This is a genomic window from Symbiopectobacterium purcellii (assembly GCF_019797845.1).
Lineage (GTDB): Bacteria > Pseudomonadota > Gammaproteobacteria > Enterobacterales > Enterobacteriaceae > Symbiopectobacterium > Symbiopectobacterium purcellii.
In genome coordinates this window covers 1728875-1742907 of the sequence record NZ_CP081864.1, presented here as the reverse complement: position 1 = coordinate 1742907, position 14033 = coordinate 1728875, and the positions used below count along the sequence as shown (strand labels likewise).

Annotated in this window: 12 protein-coding genes, 1 tRNA gene and 1 pseudogene; 9 read left to right on the top strand and 5 right to left on the bottom strand. The window is 49.2% G+C overall.

Annotation, left to right across the window (positions count from 1 at the left end; all coding sequences use genetic code 11):
* Nucleotides 1–57 precede the first annotated feature (57 nt).
* The 3 genes from K6K13_RS08035 to K6K13_RS08025 all read left to right on the top strand — a co-directional run bounded on the left by K6K13_RS08035 (nt 58) and on the right by K6K13_RS08025 (nt 2159).
* On the top strand, nt 58–285 hold the full coding sequence (locus K6K13_RS08035) for a YejL family protein (protein ID WP_195312827.1): 228 nt from the start codon (nt 58–60) through the stop codon (nt 283–285).
* A 15-nt stretch (nt 286–300) separates the two neighbouring features.
* A complete protein-coding gene (gene yejM, locus K6K13_RS08030; RefSeq protein WP_222160319.1) occupies nt 301–2004 on the top strand; it encodes an LPS biosynthesis-modulating metalloenzyme YejM in 1704 nt (567 codons plus the stop codon).
* 78 nt (nt 2005–2082) lie between these two features.
* Nucleotides 2083–2159 (top strand) — tRNA-Pro (locus tag K6K13_RS08025).
* A 151-nt stretch (nt 2160–2310) separates the two neighbouring features.
* Here the strand turns inward: K6K13_RS08025 and K6K13_RS08020 are convergent.
* Nucleotides 2311–2538 carry a YdgH/BhsA/McbA-like domain containing protein gene (locus K6K13_RS08020; RefSeq protein WP_222160317.1) on the bottom strand — a complete coding sequence of 76 codons (228 nt, stop codon included), beginning with the start codon at nt 2536–2538 and terminating at the stop codon, nt 2311–2313.
* 351 nt (nt 2539–2889) lie between these two features.
* On the opposite strand from K6K13_RS08020, the gene K6K13_RS08015 reads away from it, so the two are divergent.
* From K6K13_RS08015 to K6K13_RS08005, 3 genes and pseudogenes are all read left to right on the top strand, one after another.
* On the top strand, nt 2890–3339 hold the full coding sequence (locus K6K13_RS08015) for a hypothetical protein (protein ID WP_222160316.1): 450 nt from the start codon (nt 2890–2892) through the stop codon (nt 3337–3339).
* Between the two features lie 226 nt (nt 3340–3565).
* Nucleotides 3566–4582 (top strand): annotated as a pseudogene (locus K6K13_RS08010) (sensor domain-containing diguanylate cyclase).
* Nucleotides 4583–4683: 101 nt separating this feature from the next.
* Entirely contained in the window at nt 4684–4914 is a 231-nt protein-coding gene (locus K6K13_RS08005; RefSeq protein ID WP_222161239.1) for a YceK/YidQ family lipoprotein, read from the top strand.
* Here the strand turns inward: K6K13_RS08005 and K6K13_RS08000 are convergent.
* Nucleotides 4905–6311, bottom strand: coding sequence for a diguanylate cyclase (locus K6K13_RS08000; protein WP_222160314.1), 1407 nt, complete (start codon nt 6309–6311; stop codon nt 4905–4907). The genes K6K13_RS08005 and K6K13_RS08000 overlap by 10 nt on opposite strands.
* A gap of 283 nt (nt 6312–6594) precedes the next feature.
* Between K6K13_RS08000 and K6K13_RS07995 the strand changes: the two genes are divergently transcribed.
* A complete protein-coding gene (locus K6K13_RS07995; protein ID WP_222160313.1) occupies nt 6595–7032 on the top strand; it encodes a hypothetical protein in 438 nt (145 codons plus the stop codon).
* A gap of 211 nt (nt 7033–7243) precedes the next feature.
* Nucleotides 7244–9697 carry a dermonecrotic toxin domain-containing protein gene (locus K6K13_RS07990; RefSeq protein WP_222160312.1) on the top strand — a complete coding sequence of 818 codons (2454 nt, stop codon included), beginning with the start codon at nt 7244–7246 and terminating at the stop codon, nt 9695–9697.
* Between the two features lie 238 nt (nt 9698–9935).
* Here the strand turns inward: K6K13_RS07990 and K6K13_RS07985 are convergent, their stop codons facing one another.
* Nucleotides 9936–10478: a rhodanese family protein gene (locus K6K13_RS07985; RefSeq protein ID WP_222160310.1), complete on the bottom strand. Its 543-nt coding sequence runs from the start codon at nt 10476–10478 to the stop codon at nt 9936–9938.
* A gap of 14 nt (nt 10479–10492) precedes the next feature.
* Nucleotides 10493–10795 carry an ArsR/SmtB family transcription factor gene (locus K6K13_RS07980; RefSeq protein WP_222160308.1) on the bottom strand — a complete coding sequence of 101 codons (303 nt, stop codon included), beginning with the start codon at nt 10793–10795 and terminating at the stop codon, nt 10493–10495.
* Between the two features lie 319 nt (nt 10796–11114).
* On the opposite strand from K6K13_RS07980, the gene K6K13_RS07975 reads away from it, so the two are divergent.
* A complete protein-coding gene (locus tag K6K13_RS07975; RefSeq protein WP_222161010.1) occupies nt 11115–12536 on the top strand; it encodes an EmmdR/YeeO family multidrug/toxin efflux MATE transporter in 1422 nt (473 codons plus the stop codon).
* A 114-nt stretch (nt 12537–12650) separates the two neighbouring features.
* Here the strand turns inward: K6K13_RS07975 and K6K13_RS07970 are convergent, their stop codons facing one another.
* Nucleotides 12651–13826 (bottom strand): MFS transporter, encoded by a 1176-nt coding sequence (locus K6K13_RS07970; protein WP_222160307.1) that lies wholly within the window; start codon nt 13824–13826, stop codon nt 12651–12653.
* Nucleotides 13827–14033 lie beyond the last annotated feature (207 nt).

The window sequence follows — 14033 nt, the reverse complement described above, 5'->3', positions numbered from 1 at the left end:
AACGTCAGGTCGTTACGGTAAGATATTCCCCTTTATCAGCTTGAGAATCGCCCTTTTATGGCACAATTATCCCGTTACAGTGACGAACTCGTCGAACAAGTGCTTTCCGAATTGGTAAGCGTATTGGAAAAACATCATGCCCCCACTGACCTCTCCTTGATGGTTTTGGGCAACATGGTTACCAACCTTATCAACACCAGCGTAGCACCGGGGCAGCGTCAGGTATTGGCTCGTTCTTTTGCTGATGCGTTGCAGGCATCTATCACCACCCATAACGCGCACTAACACCGACCAGAGGCTATGGTAAGCAACCGTCACAACTATCGCGAAAAAGTTTCCCAGATGATCAGTTGGGGGCATTGGTTCGCGCTATTTAATATCCTGTTGAGTCTGGGGGTGGGCAGCCGCTATCTGTTCGTGGCGGATTGGCCCTCGTCGTTACTTGGCCGTAGCTATGCCCTTGTCAGTTGGCTGGGGCATTTTAGTTTTATCGTTTTTGCCGTCTACCTGCTGATTGTCTTTCCGTTGACGTTCGTGGTGATGTCACAGCGTTTGCTACGTTTTCTTTCTGCGGCGTTGGCGACCGCAGGGCTGACGCTGCTGTTGCTGGATATGGAGGTGTTTAGCCGCTTCCATCTGCACTTGAATCTCACCGTCTGGGAACTGGTGATCAATCCAGAGCAGAGTGACCTGGCCCGTGACTGGCAACTGATGTTTATCGGCATCCCCGTGATTTTCATGGTTGAGATGCTGTTTGGCACCTGGTGCTGGCAAAAACTGCGTAGCCTGAACCGTCACCGTATTGGCATGCCGGTCGCCGCGGTGTTTATCAGTGCGTTTTTCGCCTCGCATATGATGTATATCTGGGCCGATGCCAACTTCTATCGCCCTATCACCATGCAGCGCGCGACATTGCCGTTATCCTATCCGATGACAGCACGACGATTTCTGGAAAAACACGGCCTGCTGGATGCACAAGCGTATGAGCGCCGCATTGCGCTACAGGGCAACCCTGAGGCAATTACGCTGGATTACCCGCTGAACACTATTCAGTTCCGCGATGCAGGCAGCGGCTACAATCTGTTGATTGTGGTGGCAGACCAACTGCCGCTCACCCGAATGCCCCAGTTGATGCGTTTTGCTGAAGAGAATGTGCACTTCAGCAACCATTTCAATGTGGGCCAGAATGCCCAAAGCAGTCTGTTTAACCTGTTTTACGGTATCTCGACTACCTATATGGATGGGGTATTGAGTGCACGTACGCCATCAGTATTGGTGAGTTCCCTGAACCAACAGGGCTATCAATTTGGCCTGTTCTCAAGCAATGGCTTCGATAACCCGCTTTATCGTCAGGCACTGCTGTCAGATTTTTCGCTGTCAGTACCGGTAATTCAACGTGATGCGGATACCGTGCAACAGTGGCAGACGTGGCTGGAAACCGCTACGCAACCCACATCGCCATGGTTCTCTTATATTGAGCTGGGCACCACTGGCCCTCACGCCCTGACGGATGCTAAAGCTACCGATCAAAGCATCAGTGCAATACTGAATACGTTGCAAAGCCAAGGCAAGCTGGATAATACCGTCGTGGTTATTACGGCAAAATCCAGCGAACAGGAGAAAGGCAGCCGCTACCGTCGCTCACAGTGGCAAATCCCCTTGGTGGTGCATTGGCCAGGAACACCGGCGCAAACCATCATTAAAATGACGGATCAAAAAGACGTTATGGTCACGCTTATGCAGCGTTTACTGTATGTCAAAACGTCCGCCACAGACTATGCGCAAGGCGAAGACCTGTTTTCAGCCCAGCGACGTAATAACTGGCTAGTGAACGGCAACCGCGGGGCGTTGATGATCACCACGCCGCAGCAGATCATCCAATTGGAAGCCAATGGCAGCTACGATGCCTACAACAGCGACGGCGAAAAATTGCGTGATGAAAAACCGAGTTTACCGCTGCTGTTACAGGTACTAACCAGCGAAAGGCGATTTATTGCCAACTAACTGCCTAAATCTAAAGCGATCGCGCCAGCTGGCTATTGCAATCGACTCAGGAGACGGTAATATAGCGCCCCATAACGTCGGCACGTAGCGCAGCCTGGTAGCGCACTGTCATGGGGTGTCAGGGGTCGGAGGTTCAAATCCTCTCGTGCCGACCAAATAATCCCAAAAAAAACCAACCTTTTACGGTTGGTTTTTTTATGCCTGAAATGTGGCGGAGCAACATCCCTGACAGGGGCCTTGAACCTCCACGCACAAAAAAGGGAGCTTTCGCTCCCCTTTCTCGCAGGCCCATCAGCAATCCGGAAATCATTTGTACAGGATTGCGGTACCACGCAGTTGATCGTTACCGGCTACAGACACAATCTTGTAGGAAGATGCACCTGCTGCTTCCGCTTTTGCCGCTACCTGCGCTTCAAATGCGCTCAGCGTTTCTGCGCCGCTCACTTGCACAGTACCCATGTCTTGCGCAGCAAAGCTACCGAAAGAAACCAGACCAAGAGCAACAACTGCGGCAAATTTTTTGATAATGTTCATGATATAAATCCTTCTGTTCGATGTTTGATGTAAAGGCTATTTGCCTTTGATGTGATGAATCATAGCGCCATCGTTCAGGAGTGAATATCAGAGAAAATTGTTATAATAATTCAAATAAATTGAATCAAACAACAAGGCCTTGCGCATCAGCCCTACATACTGAATGACAGCGCATCATCCGCTCATTAAAACCTATCTCCCCTCACAAAAGCACAACACCCTCAGCAATAAAAAACTAACGGAATAAAAAGCCATATCAGCGCCTTGCTGCTTTTATAAATTTAATATTACTGCGTATTTTCATATAATTACCTGGACATAAAGTCTAATCATTTCAACAGGGAAGATATAATGAAACGCATTCTACTGGCTCTATTTACGTTAAGTTTAGCGGCGTCTGCTTGGGTTAATGCCGCAGAAACGGCAACGCCAGCGGCAGAACAATCTGCAACCAAAATGTTGGTCATCACTGAGGGAAAACTCAAGGATACTGAAGGGGGTTGCGCTTGCAGCTATACCGTAAAAAACCTGCAGAGCAGCCCGCTGAAGCGATTTGAAGCCTATATTTTCGTTAAAAATGGACAAGGAAAATTCAGGTGTGATGCCGCGCATTTTAGTTTCAATAAGCCCATTCAACCCAACGAATCACGAACATTATCCAATGAAGCTTACGGAAAATCCTGTGGTACCCATCCTTCCGTCTCTCTTCTGATGGTGGGCACCTGCAATTACACCGATGGTTCAGAGTGTGATACCGAAAATATTGAGACCACGGATTCTGGCCTGAAGTGGACTGAATAAAAGCGAAAACGCCCGGCAATCAACGCCATTGGGGCTCCACGTCTCATTTCAACTCACCGCCTTCATCGTTTGACAGTCATGGGGTCTGCCTGGGTGTTGACCTCATCCAACAAGAGCAAGGAAGTAAAGACGATTCCAATATCATGTCTCCTTGTCTCAGATATAATAGTTATATAAACAACGTTATTAACGTGAGTAGAGCAGAGGCGTTACGGGGGAAGGGGTTATGCAGGAAACACTGATTGCGCGGATTTCATCCGTGCTGGTGGCTGAAAAATCGCTGGAAGGACTGGTCAGGCAACTACTTGAAATGCTTTAACTTGTAACCAATATGGAATCCACCTACCTCACGCATATTGAATCCGATAAAAATGTGCAGCACGTGCTGTTCTCCCGTAATAGCAAAAAAATGCAGATCCCCGAGGGACTCTCCGTTCCCTGGGAGGACACGCTGTGTCGGCGTGCATTATCGGAAGACCGCTGTGTGATTGACGATGTGCCCAGCCATTGGGTCGATTCTCAAGCAGCGAAACAACTGGGTATCACCACCTACGTCACCACACCGGTACGCCTGGACGACGGATCGTTATACGGTACGCTGTGTGCGGTCAGCGGTGAAAAACAGAAACTGGACGGCCGCAGCGAACAAATATTACAGCTGTTTGCCGAGCTGATAGCGCAGTATATCCAGAAAGAGCAGCTACTCTGCCAACTACAGGAAGCCAACGCGGCGCTGACCGCATTTTCCTACACCGACGAGTTGACCCAATTGCCCAATCGACGAGCGGTGTTCAAGCAATTACCTCAATTGTTTTCACATGCGCTCGGCAGTAATCGCTTTGTCGTCATCGCCTTCATCGATTTGGATGGGTTTAAGCTGATTAACGATCGCTACGGCCATGAGGCGGGTGATGACTTTCTGTGTGCGGTCGGTCTACGACTCAGGCAAGGGATACGCGTAGAAGACATGCTGGGACGAATCGGCGGCGATGAGTTCATCGTTGCAACAACAGGCCCGTATATTCATGAAAATGCAAAGGAAGCCGCGCAGACCTTCAAAGCACGCTTGACCCCTTTGTTGATTGGGGACTATGCGCTTGAGGGATGTCACATAGACTACGCAGGAGCCAGTATTGGTGCGATAGCGATCAACCCGGCCCTGAGCACACCGGATGAAGCCCTGAGAGCGGCAGACACCGTGATGTATGAAGAAAAAAAGCAACGCAGACGTCAGCTTCATTGATCTTTTGTTGGCTGTGGGCCAATACCGCACATCGCGATGATTATCAGGTAGACTGTATCTCACCACACTCTCACCACTCAGTGGCTAATCGAGTTTATCCCGTGAAACGATTCCTGATTGCTTTGATCATCACCAGCCAGCTTTCTGGCTGCGGCAGTATCATCAGTCGAACGGTCAAAGGGCAAGGCCAGGGTCACCAGTATTATCCCGGCGTTCAGTGGCTGCTAAAAGATCGCTGGTGGAAATATCTGGTGATTATCGATCAGCCGCTCTCAATGCTAGCCGATACAATATTGCTGCCCATAGACATGAAACACGGCCCTTATGAATAAATAGGATCTCGTCCGTGTAATTCGACCCGATTGCGGCCGCTGCTTTTAGCCTGGTAGAGCGCCGCATCGGCGTTGTCGATCAGTCGTTGGTAATCTGGGTGATAATCAAACTCTGCCACCCCGATGCTGAGAGTAACGGAAAACGATTGGCTGCCGAAGGCGCTGATCGCCGTAGCCGCCACCTTTTCACGCAGCGTATCGACGATAACGTTAGCCTGATGTAACGACGTTTCCACCAACAGCACCATGAATTCTTCACCACCATAGCGGAAAACGTAATCACTGCTGCGAACGTGATCGTAGATCATGGCTGAAATACTTTTCAGCGTCGCATCACCCGTATCGTGGCCGTAGCGATCGTTAACCTGTTTGAAATGGTCCACATCCATCATCACTAGCGTAAAGGGTTTTCTGGTACTGGTCGCCAGAGCAATTTCCCGACGCATGATGGTCGGAATAAAACGTCGGTTTAACAGGTTTGTCAGAGGATCCTTGCCGTTTTCAAACTTGACCAGTTCGTCAAACATGGAAGTGATAATCAGCGTAATTTGTCCGGTGAGCTGCCGCACATTGCGTAACAGCCGCATGCGCGCCTCCGCCTGAGCGATCGCCGCTGGCGCAGCTGCGCCTATTTCACGGTCAACCTTGTCGATCAGGGTATCCGTTTCACGCAACAGGTCGGGGAAACCAAACAGGTGTTTTCCCTTGTGTGAAAACCATAATCCAAATTCTGAACGCCCCAAGAGCGAAATATCGGCCAGCGGCAACTCTGTCGCCACATGATAGATAAACTGGTTTTCCCAGTTCATCAGTGCCCCTAATTGCCGCTCCCGCTCAACGCTAACATCATCGTACACGCTCAATACGCGGTATCGCTCCTGATCGCGCATGGCATTTTTATAGGTGGGGGAATAGGCGATGGTCATCGCTTCCAGAGCGGTATCCATTGCCAACCCGCTAAAACAAAGTGCGCTGTTGATTACAAACGGAGAGTGCTCCCCTTTATTCGTTAATAGCGGATAAAGATCATTTTTTAATTTGCGGGCACCGCGTGCTACCAAATCGATGGGGAGACCAATACGCGCGTGCCCAACACCCACATGGTGCTGTTGGGCAAGTAGAGCAGCCAAATCCTGTTGAGCACTGCCCAACACGCTGCGCAACCAGTGAAACATGCTGATACTTAACTGCTCTGTGACCTGGCGGGTATTGAGATAGCGATGCGCATGTTCGTCGTTGAGCATGTAATCATAAAAGCGGTCTACCAGATAGCGGACTTCATCATCACTCAGAGAGTGCAACAGAGCATGGGCTTCCGGTTGTGTGATTTCAACCAAGGTGCGCCATTCGCTTAATAATGGCTCGATATGATAATCATTTTTAACAGAAATAGTCATGGGTAGGACATAAAGTGGTTAACCAGCTGCCATGATAGGCGATTCATCTGTGATATACCACCGCGCTAACAGTTTCATTACGGATTATTTCCAAAAGACATCATAAGGTTCGCAACAGTAATCACCAACGCCTATTCGCTCGAGGAAAAAGCGGAAATGTTTTTTTTTCTTTTCACCTAAACGCTATGATCATTTCGTCACACTTCAGACTATCCCTTACTTTACTTATTTTTCCACCGGTCACCTATCTCTATTACTGATCCAAAAAAGGAGATCACCCACAATGGTAATAAGCATAGATCAACATAGAATGCGCATCGGTCATTATCATCAAAGTAAAATGAAAGAAAATGCAAAACGGTGCAATAAGAAAGCACCAAGCACCGTAGATAAAACGGTTAAAAAAATACCCCTCGCGTCGAATATCAAAAATATAGCGCCCTCCTACGACGCTTGTCAGCAGAGAGAACACCGTTTACAATTAAAACAAATAATTTGCTTTATATTATTGTTGAATCACGTTCGCGCACATACGCTATTCGCGGGTGAAAGCCCTGACATCGCCCCTTCTCCGCTGGCATTAAACCACGCGACTCAAACACTGCCGTTGTTAAATGAGCGTTTACGCGTCAAAACAGAGACCACGTCAAATCACCAACGCTATGCTGATAGTAACGAAAAAAAAACGATAGAAAGATCAGAGAAGCACCCTACTCAATAGCCGACCAAGTAACGCATTCAACAACCGCCTTACCCGAAAAAATATATGTGTTTGGCAAAACAGGTATCATCACGAATGATGAAAAAACGTACTATACAATAGACAAAAAAAGGGTGATGTTTTTTTTGAAAATGCCGAAGTATCATTAAAGCAATTTTATGATGATTACCAGAAAAGAACGCCCTCTTTAACCGCTCTCGCCGCTTCAATCATGAAAAAAAATCTTAAAGAGAAACTTAATCTGGATATCGATCCAGATAAAAACTACTTTATGTTATTTAATTCAGCGATGAGTTGTTCGGATTGCTTCTCGGGGTGGTGTTTATCAGGTAGACCGATAGAATATGGCACATTATCAAGCTATCTGATACGAAATTTTCCAGCAGACGCTCAGGAACATCTGGTTTCGGTAAACAGCCAATCCGGTATTTATCGCGTCGCGCCTGAAACGACAAATACGTTTGACAGGGAAAATGAGGTTAAATTGCTGCCATCGGCATTCATTCAACTGGTGTGGGATATCAATTTTTATCAACAAGCACTCGCCCTCTACACCCACATATTCGATAACAATGGTATCCATAGCAAAAAAAACTTTATCGACTTCATCATCAACCTCACCGCTCAGTCACTTACTCACCGTGCCGTATCTGACCTGTTGTCAGGGACCGGGTTGACTAAGAATAACAACGTAACTGCCTCAGTGTTTGATATTAATGGCTATCAATCTGCTGACCTTATTATGTTTTACAATAATAACGAGCGTCGTGTTACGCTTTATCTACCCAGAGCGGCAAATAAATTTGCGGAGTTTGACAGCATAGAGGATATGCAAACATGGGTACTCGATAGCTGTCATGATAAGGTCCACCAGCAGAGTATTACTTCTCACTTTTCACTCAACAATCGACAGGATGGGATCATCTACTCCGGTGTAGATAATTGGATAATCTCGCAATGCAATAGCGTCAATCGCGAACGGGATAAAAGCAAAATCGGCACACAACGTACGCCGATTAGCCCCTCAACATTCTTCACGGTTATGGCAAACAGGCAGCGCGAACGTTTTTTCAGCGATCTGGATACGCGGGTCAAATCAGATGCCGAAGTCATTCGTGACATCTGGGAAACGGATATTGATGCCGCTGCCATTCTGCCCAATCCCATCACTCCCCTTGCTGCATTGGCAATTCATCTCGAGCACGCTTTCGACGGGGATACCAGTGAGGAACGTCAACAAGAATGGAATAAGGTATCGAACGATATCGTCAATCTGGTCTTGATGATAACGTTGGACAAGGTCAGTCGCTTTAATACAGAGGGTTATGAATTTATTGATAAAATCAAATATTCACTGGCAGAAGAGAGCCGCTCAGCGGTGCTTGATAAAACCCTCTCTTTTGAGCACGTCAACGTCAATATCCCCGAACAAGAGATGCTGTCAGCCGCACAGAGCATGACGCTACGCACGCACAACCTTCCCGAACTGGATAAGTCCCTTTTTTCAGAGACAAAACCCGATGCGCAGGGTATTTTCCATTATTCAGACCCACAGTCTGCTTCCGATAACTTAGCAATTTGTATCGAAAACCGTTTTTATGCGGTCCGTCCTGGCTCATTTGAAGGCATGTATATTCTCGCAGATGAGCAGGAGATCGTTTTTTTTGACGGCGGTTACTTTGAACGCAAACAGCCGCCACTCGAACGCGTTAGCTATACACAATGCCGCACTCGCCGAGCACCTGGAGTCCCCTGTACTCGGCTATCAGCATCCATTCAAGAGGCACTGAGTAAAAACAGAGATAAGGGATTTACCAAAGAAGATGCCATGATCATTGGTCGAGACCCTGCGCACCCGGCTTTATTTATTAATATTGAAGGTAAGAAATTTATCGGCTCAGATGACAGGTTTTTCAGAATAAAAGAAAAGGAGAATCTGTTTACCATCTATGCACGAAAAAGAACGGGGATGTTATCCCCTTTTCGACGCCGCAAAGTGATTGCCACATTTCAATTCAGCCAAGTACAGGGGGAACGCTATATCCACACGCCAACAGAAGCGATAATGGAGACACTTGGCGCTTCCCGCCCTGCCGCTAGCCTCTATAACCGCTATCAGGAGCGCGGTGGAGGGCAATACCAGACGAACGCTGCCGAACGGCGCGCCATTAGCGATTACACGCGCAACGTTTCTGACATGATCAATGAGTATCTTGAGCTCGACATGCCTGAAGACTTTTTGGGCCCCATGTTCGCAGAGCAATCATCGCAGATGGTGGCAAATATACGATCGTTGCTGAATAAGCTGCCCAGTTTTCACGGCGTGGTATATCGCGGGGGCGAACTACCTCCAGAGCTCAGGGCGACCTTAAAACCCGGAGATATTCTTCTGGTTAAAAAATTTCTATCCACCTCTGCCGATAAGAATATCGCGATGGCGCACAAGGCCGGCAAAGGGCCGCATCAAGCCTTGTACAAAATCCATGTCAGCCATGCAGCACACGCTATCAGCGGATTTACCCGTAATCTGCATGAAGCGGAGGTGCTGATAGAAGATCGTGCCTTGTTTCGGTGTGTGTCTATTGAGGGTGATAATGTCGAACTGAAAGAAGTATTGGATGCCACTGGTCTCGATGAGGGCAACGTGAAAATAGCGTCTATCTAGCCTTGCGCCCTCTATCGCTGGCTTTTATGAGTAAGCCGTGTCTGACAAGACGTAGCGTCAAAGCAAGATAGCCGTCACAATCCCACAAAACAAAACACTGTTTTATATTTTATGAACAGTGTTTTAAATTATATACTCCGCTCCGCCTTATAAGTAAGGTTCTAGATACCTTTGCCCCGACTCCAGTCGGGGTTTTTTTTATCTGAAATCGCCAGGGTTAGCACACCAGCCCCCTGTTTTAGCCATTAAGGCCACTGCGCTTATTCCAGGGCATGTGCATCAGTAATCTGGCCATACCGCAAAACCCGCTGATACCCGCAAACACCAATCCTGCACCGATGAAACCAGCAACGCTAAAAAAGGCCGGGTGCAACGTGTACCCCAAAACAACGCTTATCAGTGTCAACCCGCCAGCAGCGATTTGTACCTGACGCATAACAGGCAGCGGTTGCGTGCGATCCACGTCAACCGGCAAGCCCGCCTTTTTCCAAGCGTTGAGCCCCCCTTCCAGCAAAAATGCGTGTTGCCCGGGAACCAGTGTTGCTATCTGTTGTGCATACCGTTCACAGCGCGCTCCCGATAAACAGTAAAAAATCACCGTTTTATTTACGGGGAGTGTTATTCCCAACGGCTCGTTGGCTTGATCCCCCAGTGAATACAGTTGTGATTGCGAAATACGCTCCCGCAGGAACTCGGCTGTCTGGCGAATATCGACCATCAACGCTCCGTCGGCCTGGCGCTGCCGAGCATCAACGGGGGAAAGATAGGGTAGCGTTACCATGGTATTCCTCTCTTTCAAGGACAATAGATGTCTTTGAGCGTCATGATGATGCGTTCCAGATCGCGGTTAGCGATCGCGTAATAGATGGTAGTGCCTTCGCGTTGGGCAATAACCAACCCTTCAGAACGCATACGCGCCAGATGCTGCGATGTGGCTGAAGGGCTTAAACCGCACGCCTGCCCAAGTACGCCAGCACTCACCTGCTGACGTTCAACCAACATACATAGGATCAGTAAACGGTTGGCATTGGCCATCGCTTTTAACAACAACGCAGCGTCATGGGCACGGCGCTGCAATTCACTCACGGTATCTGGCATGATTAATTATTTTAGAAAACCCTTAATTAAGGGAATGCTAAAATTACAATTAAAACAAATCAAGCGTTTTCTCTGAAAAGTGTGACCAGGGCTGGAGCATCTTTCGGTTGGCTGTTACTCTATAAAAAAAACGGTCCACTGTTTCAGATTTCTTCTGCACCTGACGTACTGTTGGGGGCGATCATTAGCCAGATCAACGTTTCCAGTAGCAAAACAAGGCACACTATTGCGGCTTTGCGTAATGGCACCAGCAGGTAGCGTTATCGCAATCTCGCTGTTGCGCAACCAGGTCTTATTCAGAATAATTTCAAAGCGGTGCATGAAAAACTTCTCTCGATTAGTCAATAGGTATCACCAAACGGATTGGTACAAAAAGCGGCACTCAAACCGTGTTCTGCTCTGGCGCGAGATCACACCATTGGCTGTGCCCATTTTTATTGAAGGGCTCTGTGTGGTGTTGATGGGGGTATTCAGCACCTTTCTTGTCAGTTGGTTGGGCAAAGAATCCATGGCCGCCGTGGGACTGGCCGACAGTTTCAACATGCTCATCATCGCTTTCTTTACCGCTGTCGCACTGGGTACCGCGGTCGTGGTGGCATTCAGTCTGGGCCAGCGCAATCGCAAACAAGCCCGCGCAGCAACGCGTCAATCCATGTCTTTGCTGGTGCTGGTCTCCTTTTTGTTGGTGCTGCTGATTGAATTGGCCGGCGAAGCCATTATTAACCTGATCGCCGGTTCAGCGGATCAACATGTTAAAGCGTTAGCGCTGGTGTTCCTGCGGCAAACCGGTTGGAGCTACCCGGCAATGGCGATTGCCTTGGTCGGCTGTGGAGCGCTACGCGGTGCCGGTAATACCAAGCTGCCGATGTTCATCAACATCGGTATGAACATCCTGAACATTCTGATCAGTAGCGTACTGATATACGGGATTTTTTCCTGGGATGGGTTGGGATTTTATGGCGCAGGTATCGGCACGACGCTGTCACGCTATATCGGCGCGGTATTTGTTATTCTCACGTTGATGCACGGCTTTAACGGTGCGCTGCGCATCCCTTTCAAATCCTATTTTGCGCCTTTCACTTACACAATTCTGTATGAAGTGTTAAGCATCGGTGTTCCTGCCAGCGTGGAATCCGTGATGTTTAATCTGGGTAAGCTGATCACACAACGCTTTGTCGCCGGAATGGGCACAGAGGTTATCGCGGGCAATTTTATCGCTTTCTCTATTGCGGCCTTGATCAACCTGCCCGGCAATGCCCTGGGATCAACCGCTACCATCATCGTTGGAACACGCTTGGGTAAAGGGCAGATTTTTCAGTCGATTCGCCAGTTGCAGTATATTTTTGTGCTATCCAATATCGGTTTATGCATTCTCGCCTTATCGTCAATACCGTCGGCCAGTTTCCTGTCATCGCTGTATACCAACGAGCCCGAAGTGATTGAGGTCGCCAAGCAGTTGCTGTGGTTGAACGCGCTATTCACCCCATTTTGGGCCGCGGCCTGGGTAGTGCCTGCGGGTTTGAAGGGGGCAAAAGACGCCAGTTACACCATGTGGGTAGCCATGGCCAGTATGTGGGGATGCCGTATTGTAGCGGGTTATATCCTCGGTATCTGGCTCGGTTTTGGCGTTATCGGCGTGTGGATGGGCATGTTCTTTGACTGGATCGTGCGCGGCCTGTTGTATTATCGCCGTATGGTCAGCGGCCGGTGGCTGTGGCGCTACCGGCCTCCCGCCGCTTAACACGCGGTAGGCGTAATAGGCTCGGCACCGCAACACCAGAGACCGGAGCTGGCACGGTGAGTCTGTGGATTCGAGCACGGCCAGCACCAAAATGATAGGTAAACCGGCCCTACATTAACGCCCGCGCGTTTTGCGGGCGCTCAATGGCCGAAAGCGAAAAGCCATCACTATCAGCACAACAACTCCCCATGCCATGATCGTCCAGGCTTGCTCCAAGCCTTCGGTGTGCTGTCGAATGACACCCGCGAGCGTTGGCATTACACTGGCGAGGATATAGCCACCGCCTTGTACAAAGCCCATCAATCGCCCCGTTTCCTGTACATTGGTTGCATGATCGAGTGCCACAATTAGCGACAGTGGAAACAGCGCCCCGATACCCATCCCGAGAAGCAGCATCGCGACAAAGGCCAGAGAAAGCGGAGCCATCAACAACACCACCATGCCGGCAAGCAGTACCACCAGTATCGGTACCAACAGCATACGCCGATCGGGAAAGCGCGAAATCAAGGCGGAAACGGCCAACCCCGCACACACTTCGGTCAGCGTTAATCCCCCCAGCAAAAAGCCGCTTTGCGCGGCACTCCACCCTAACTGCATGTAATAGGGAGGCAACCAAGCCAGTACCAGCGTATAAGCTCCGGTTCCTATGCCAAAGAACAGCATCAGGGACCAATGTTGCAAACCGTGCGGCGCAGGCTGATAAATCGCATTCTGCTCATGATCCTCACGCGAAGACGGCGCTTTGCGCCAGACCAACAGCGCGATGAAAGCGAGGATTCCCCAAAATGCCAACGCACCAGACCAGCCAGCGATACCTGACAAGGGCGAGGCTGTCGCCGCAGCAACCGCTGCCCCAGCCATAATCCCCGTGGTATAAAGCCCCATCAGCAGACTGCTGCGCTGGAGAAAGAAGCGCTTGATAAACGACGGTACCAAGGCCTGAATCAACGCAATGCCTACCCCGCCGAGCGCAGCACTCACCAACAATCCAATGCGCGTATCCCAAGGGAAGCGCACCAGACAAGCAACTGCAATGATAGTAATGCCGAGCAGGATGCCACGATACTCCCCCAGATGACGTTGCAACCAGCCACCGTAAAGCGCACAGATCCCCATTGCCAGAATGGGCAACGTGGTTAACAGGCCAGCCTGACTGTCATCCAAACCAGTAGCCTGCTGAATTTGTTCAAGCAATGGGCCAACCACAGCCAGAATCGGGCGCAGGTTTATCCCGAGCAGAAGAATGGCGATAAAGAGAAATTGGCGTGAGTGCCAGGAGGAAACGGGCATAAAGTGATCCTGTGATGGTTATCTTCGCGCTGAGGATTATGTCATCAAAAATGTCGATGAACGGCTACGTTGGTAGCGCGTATTCTTGCATAAATTATCTTAACGTCAAGATAATCATTTTCCATCCCAGCGCTGCCGTCTCGTGTTACAAACAAAAAAAAATCCGCCATGATGGCGGATTTTCATACAACATCGCATTCCGGTTCA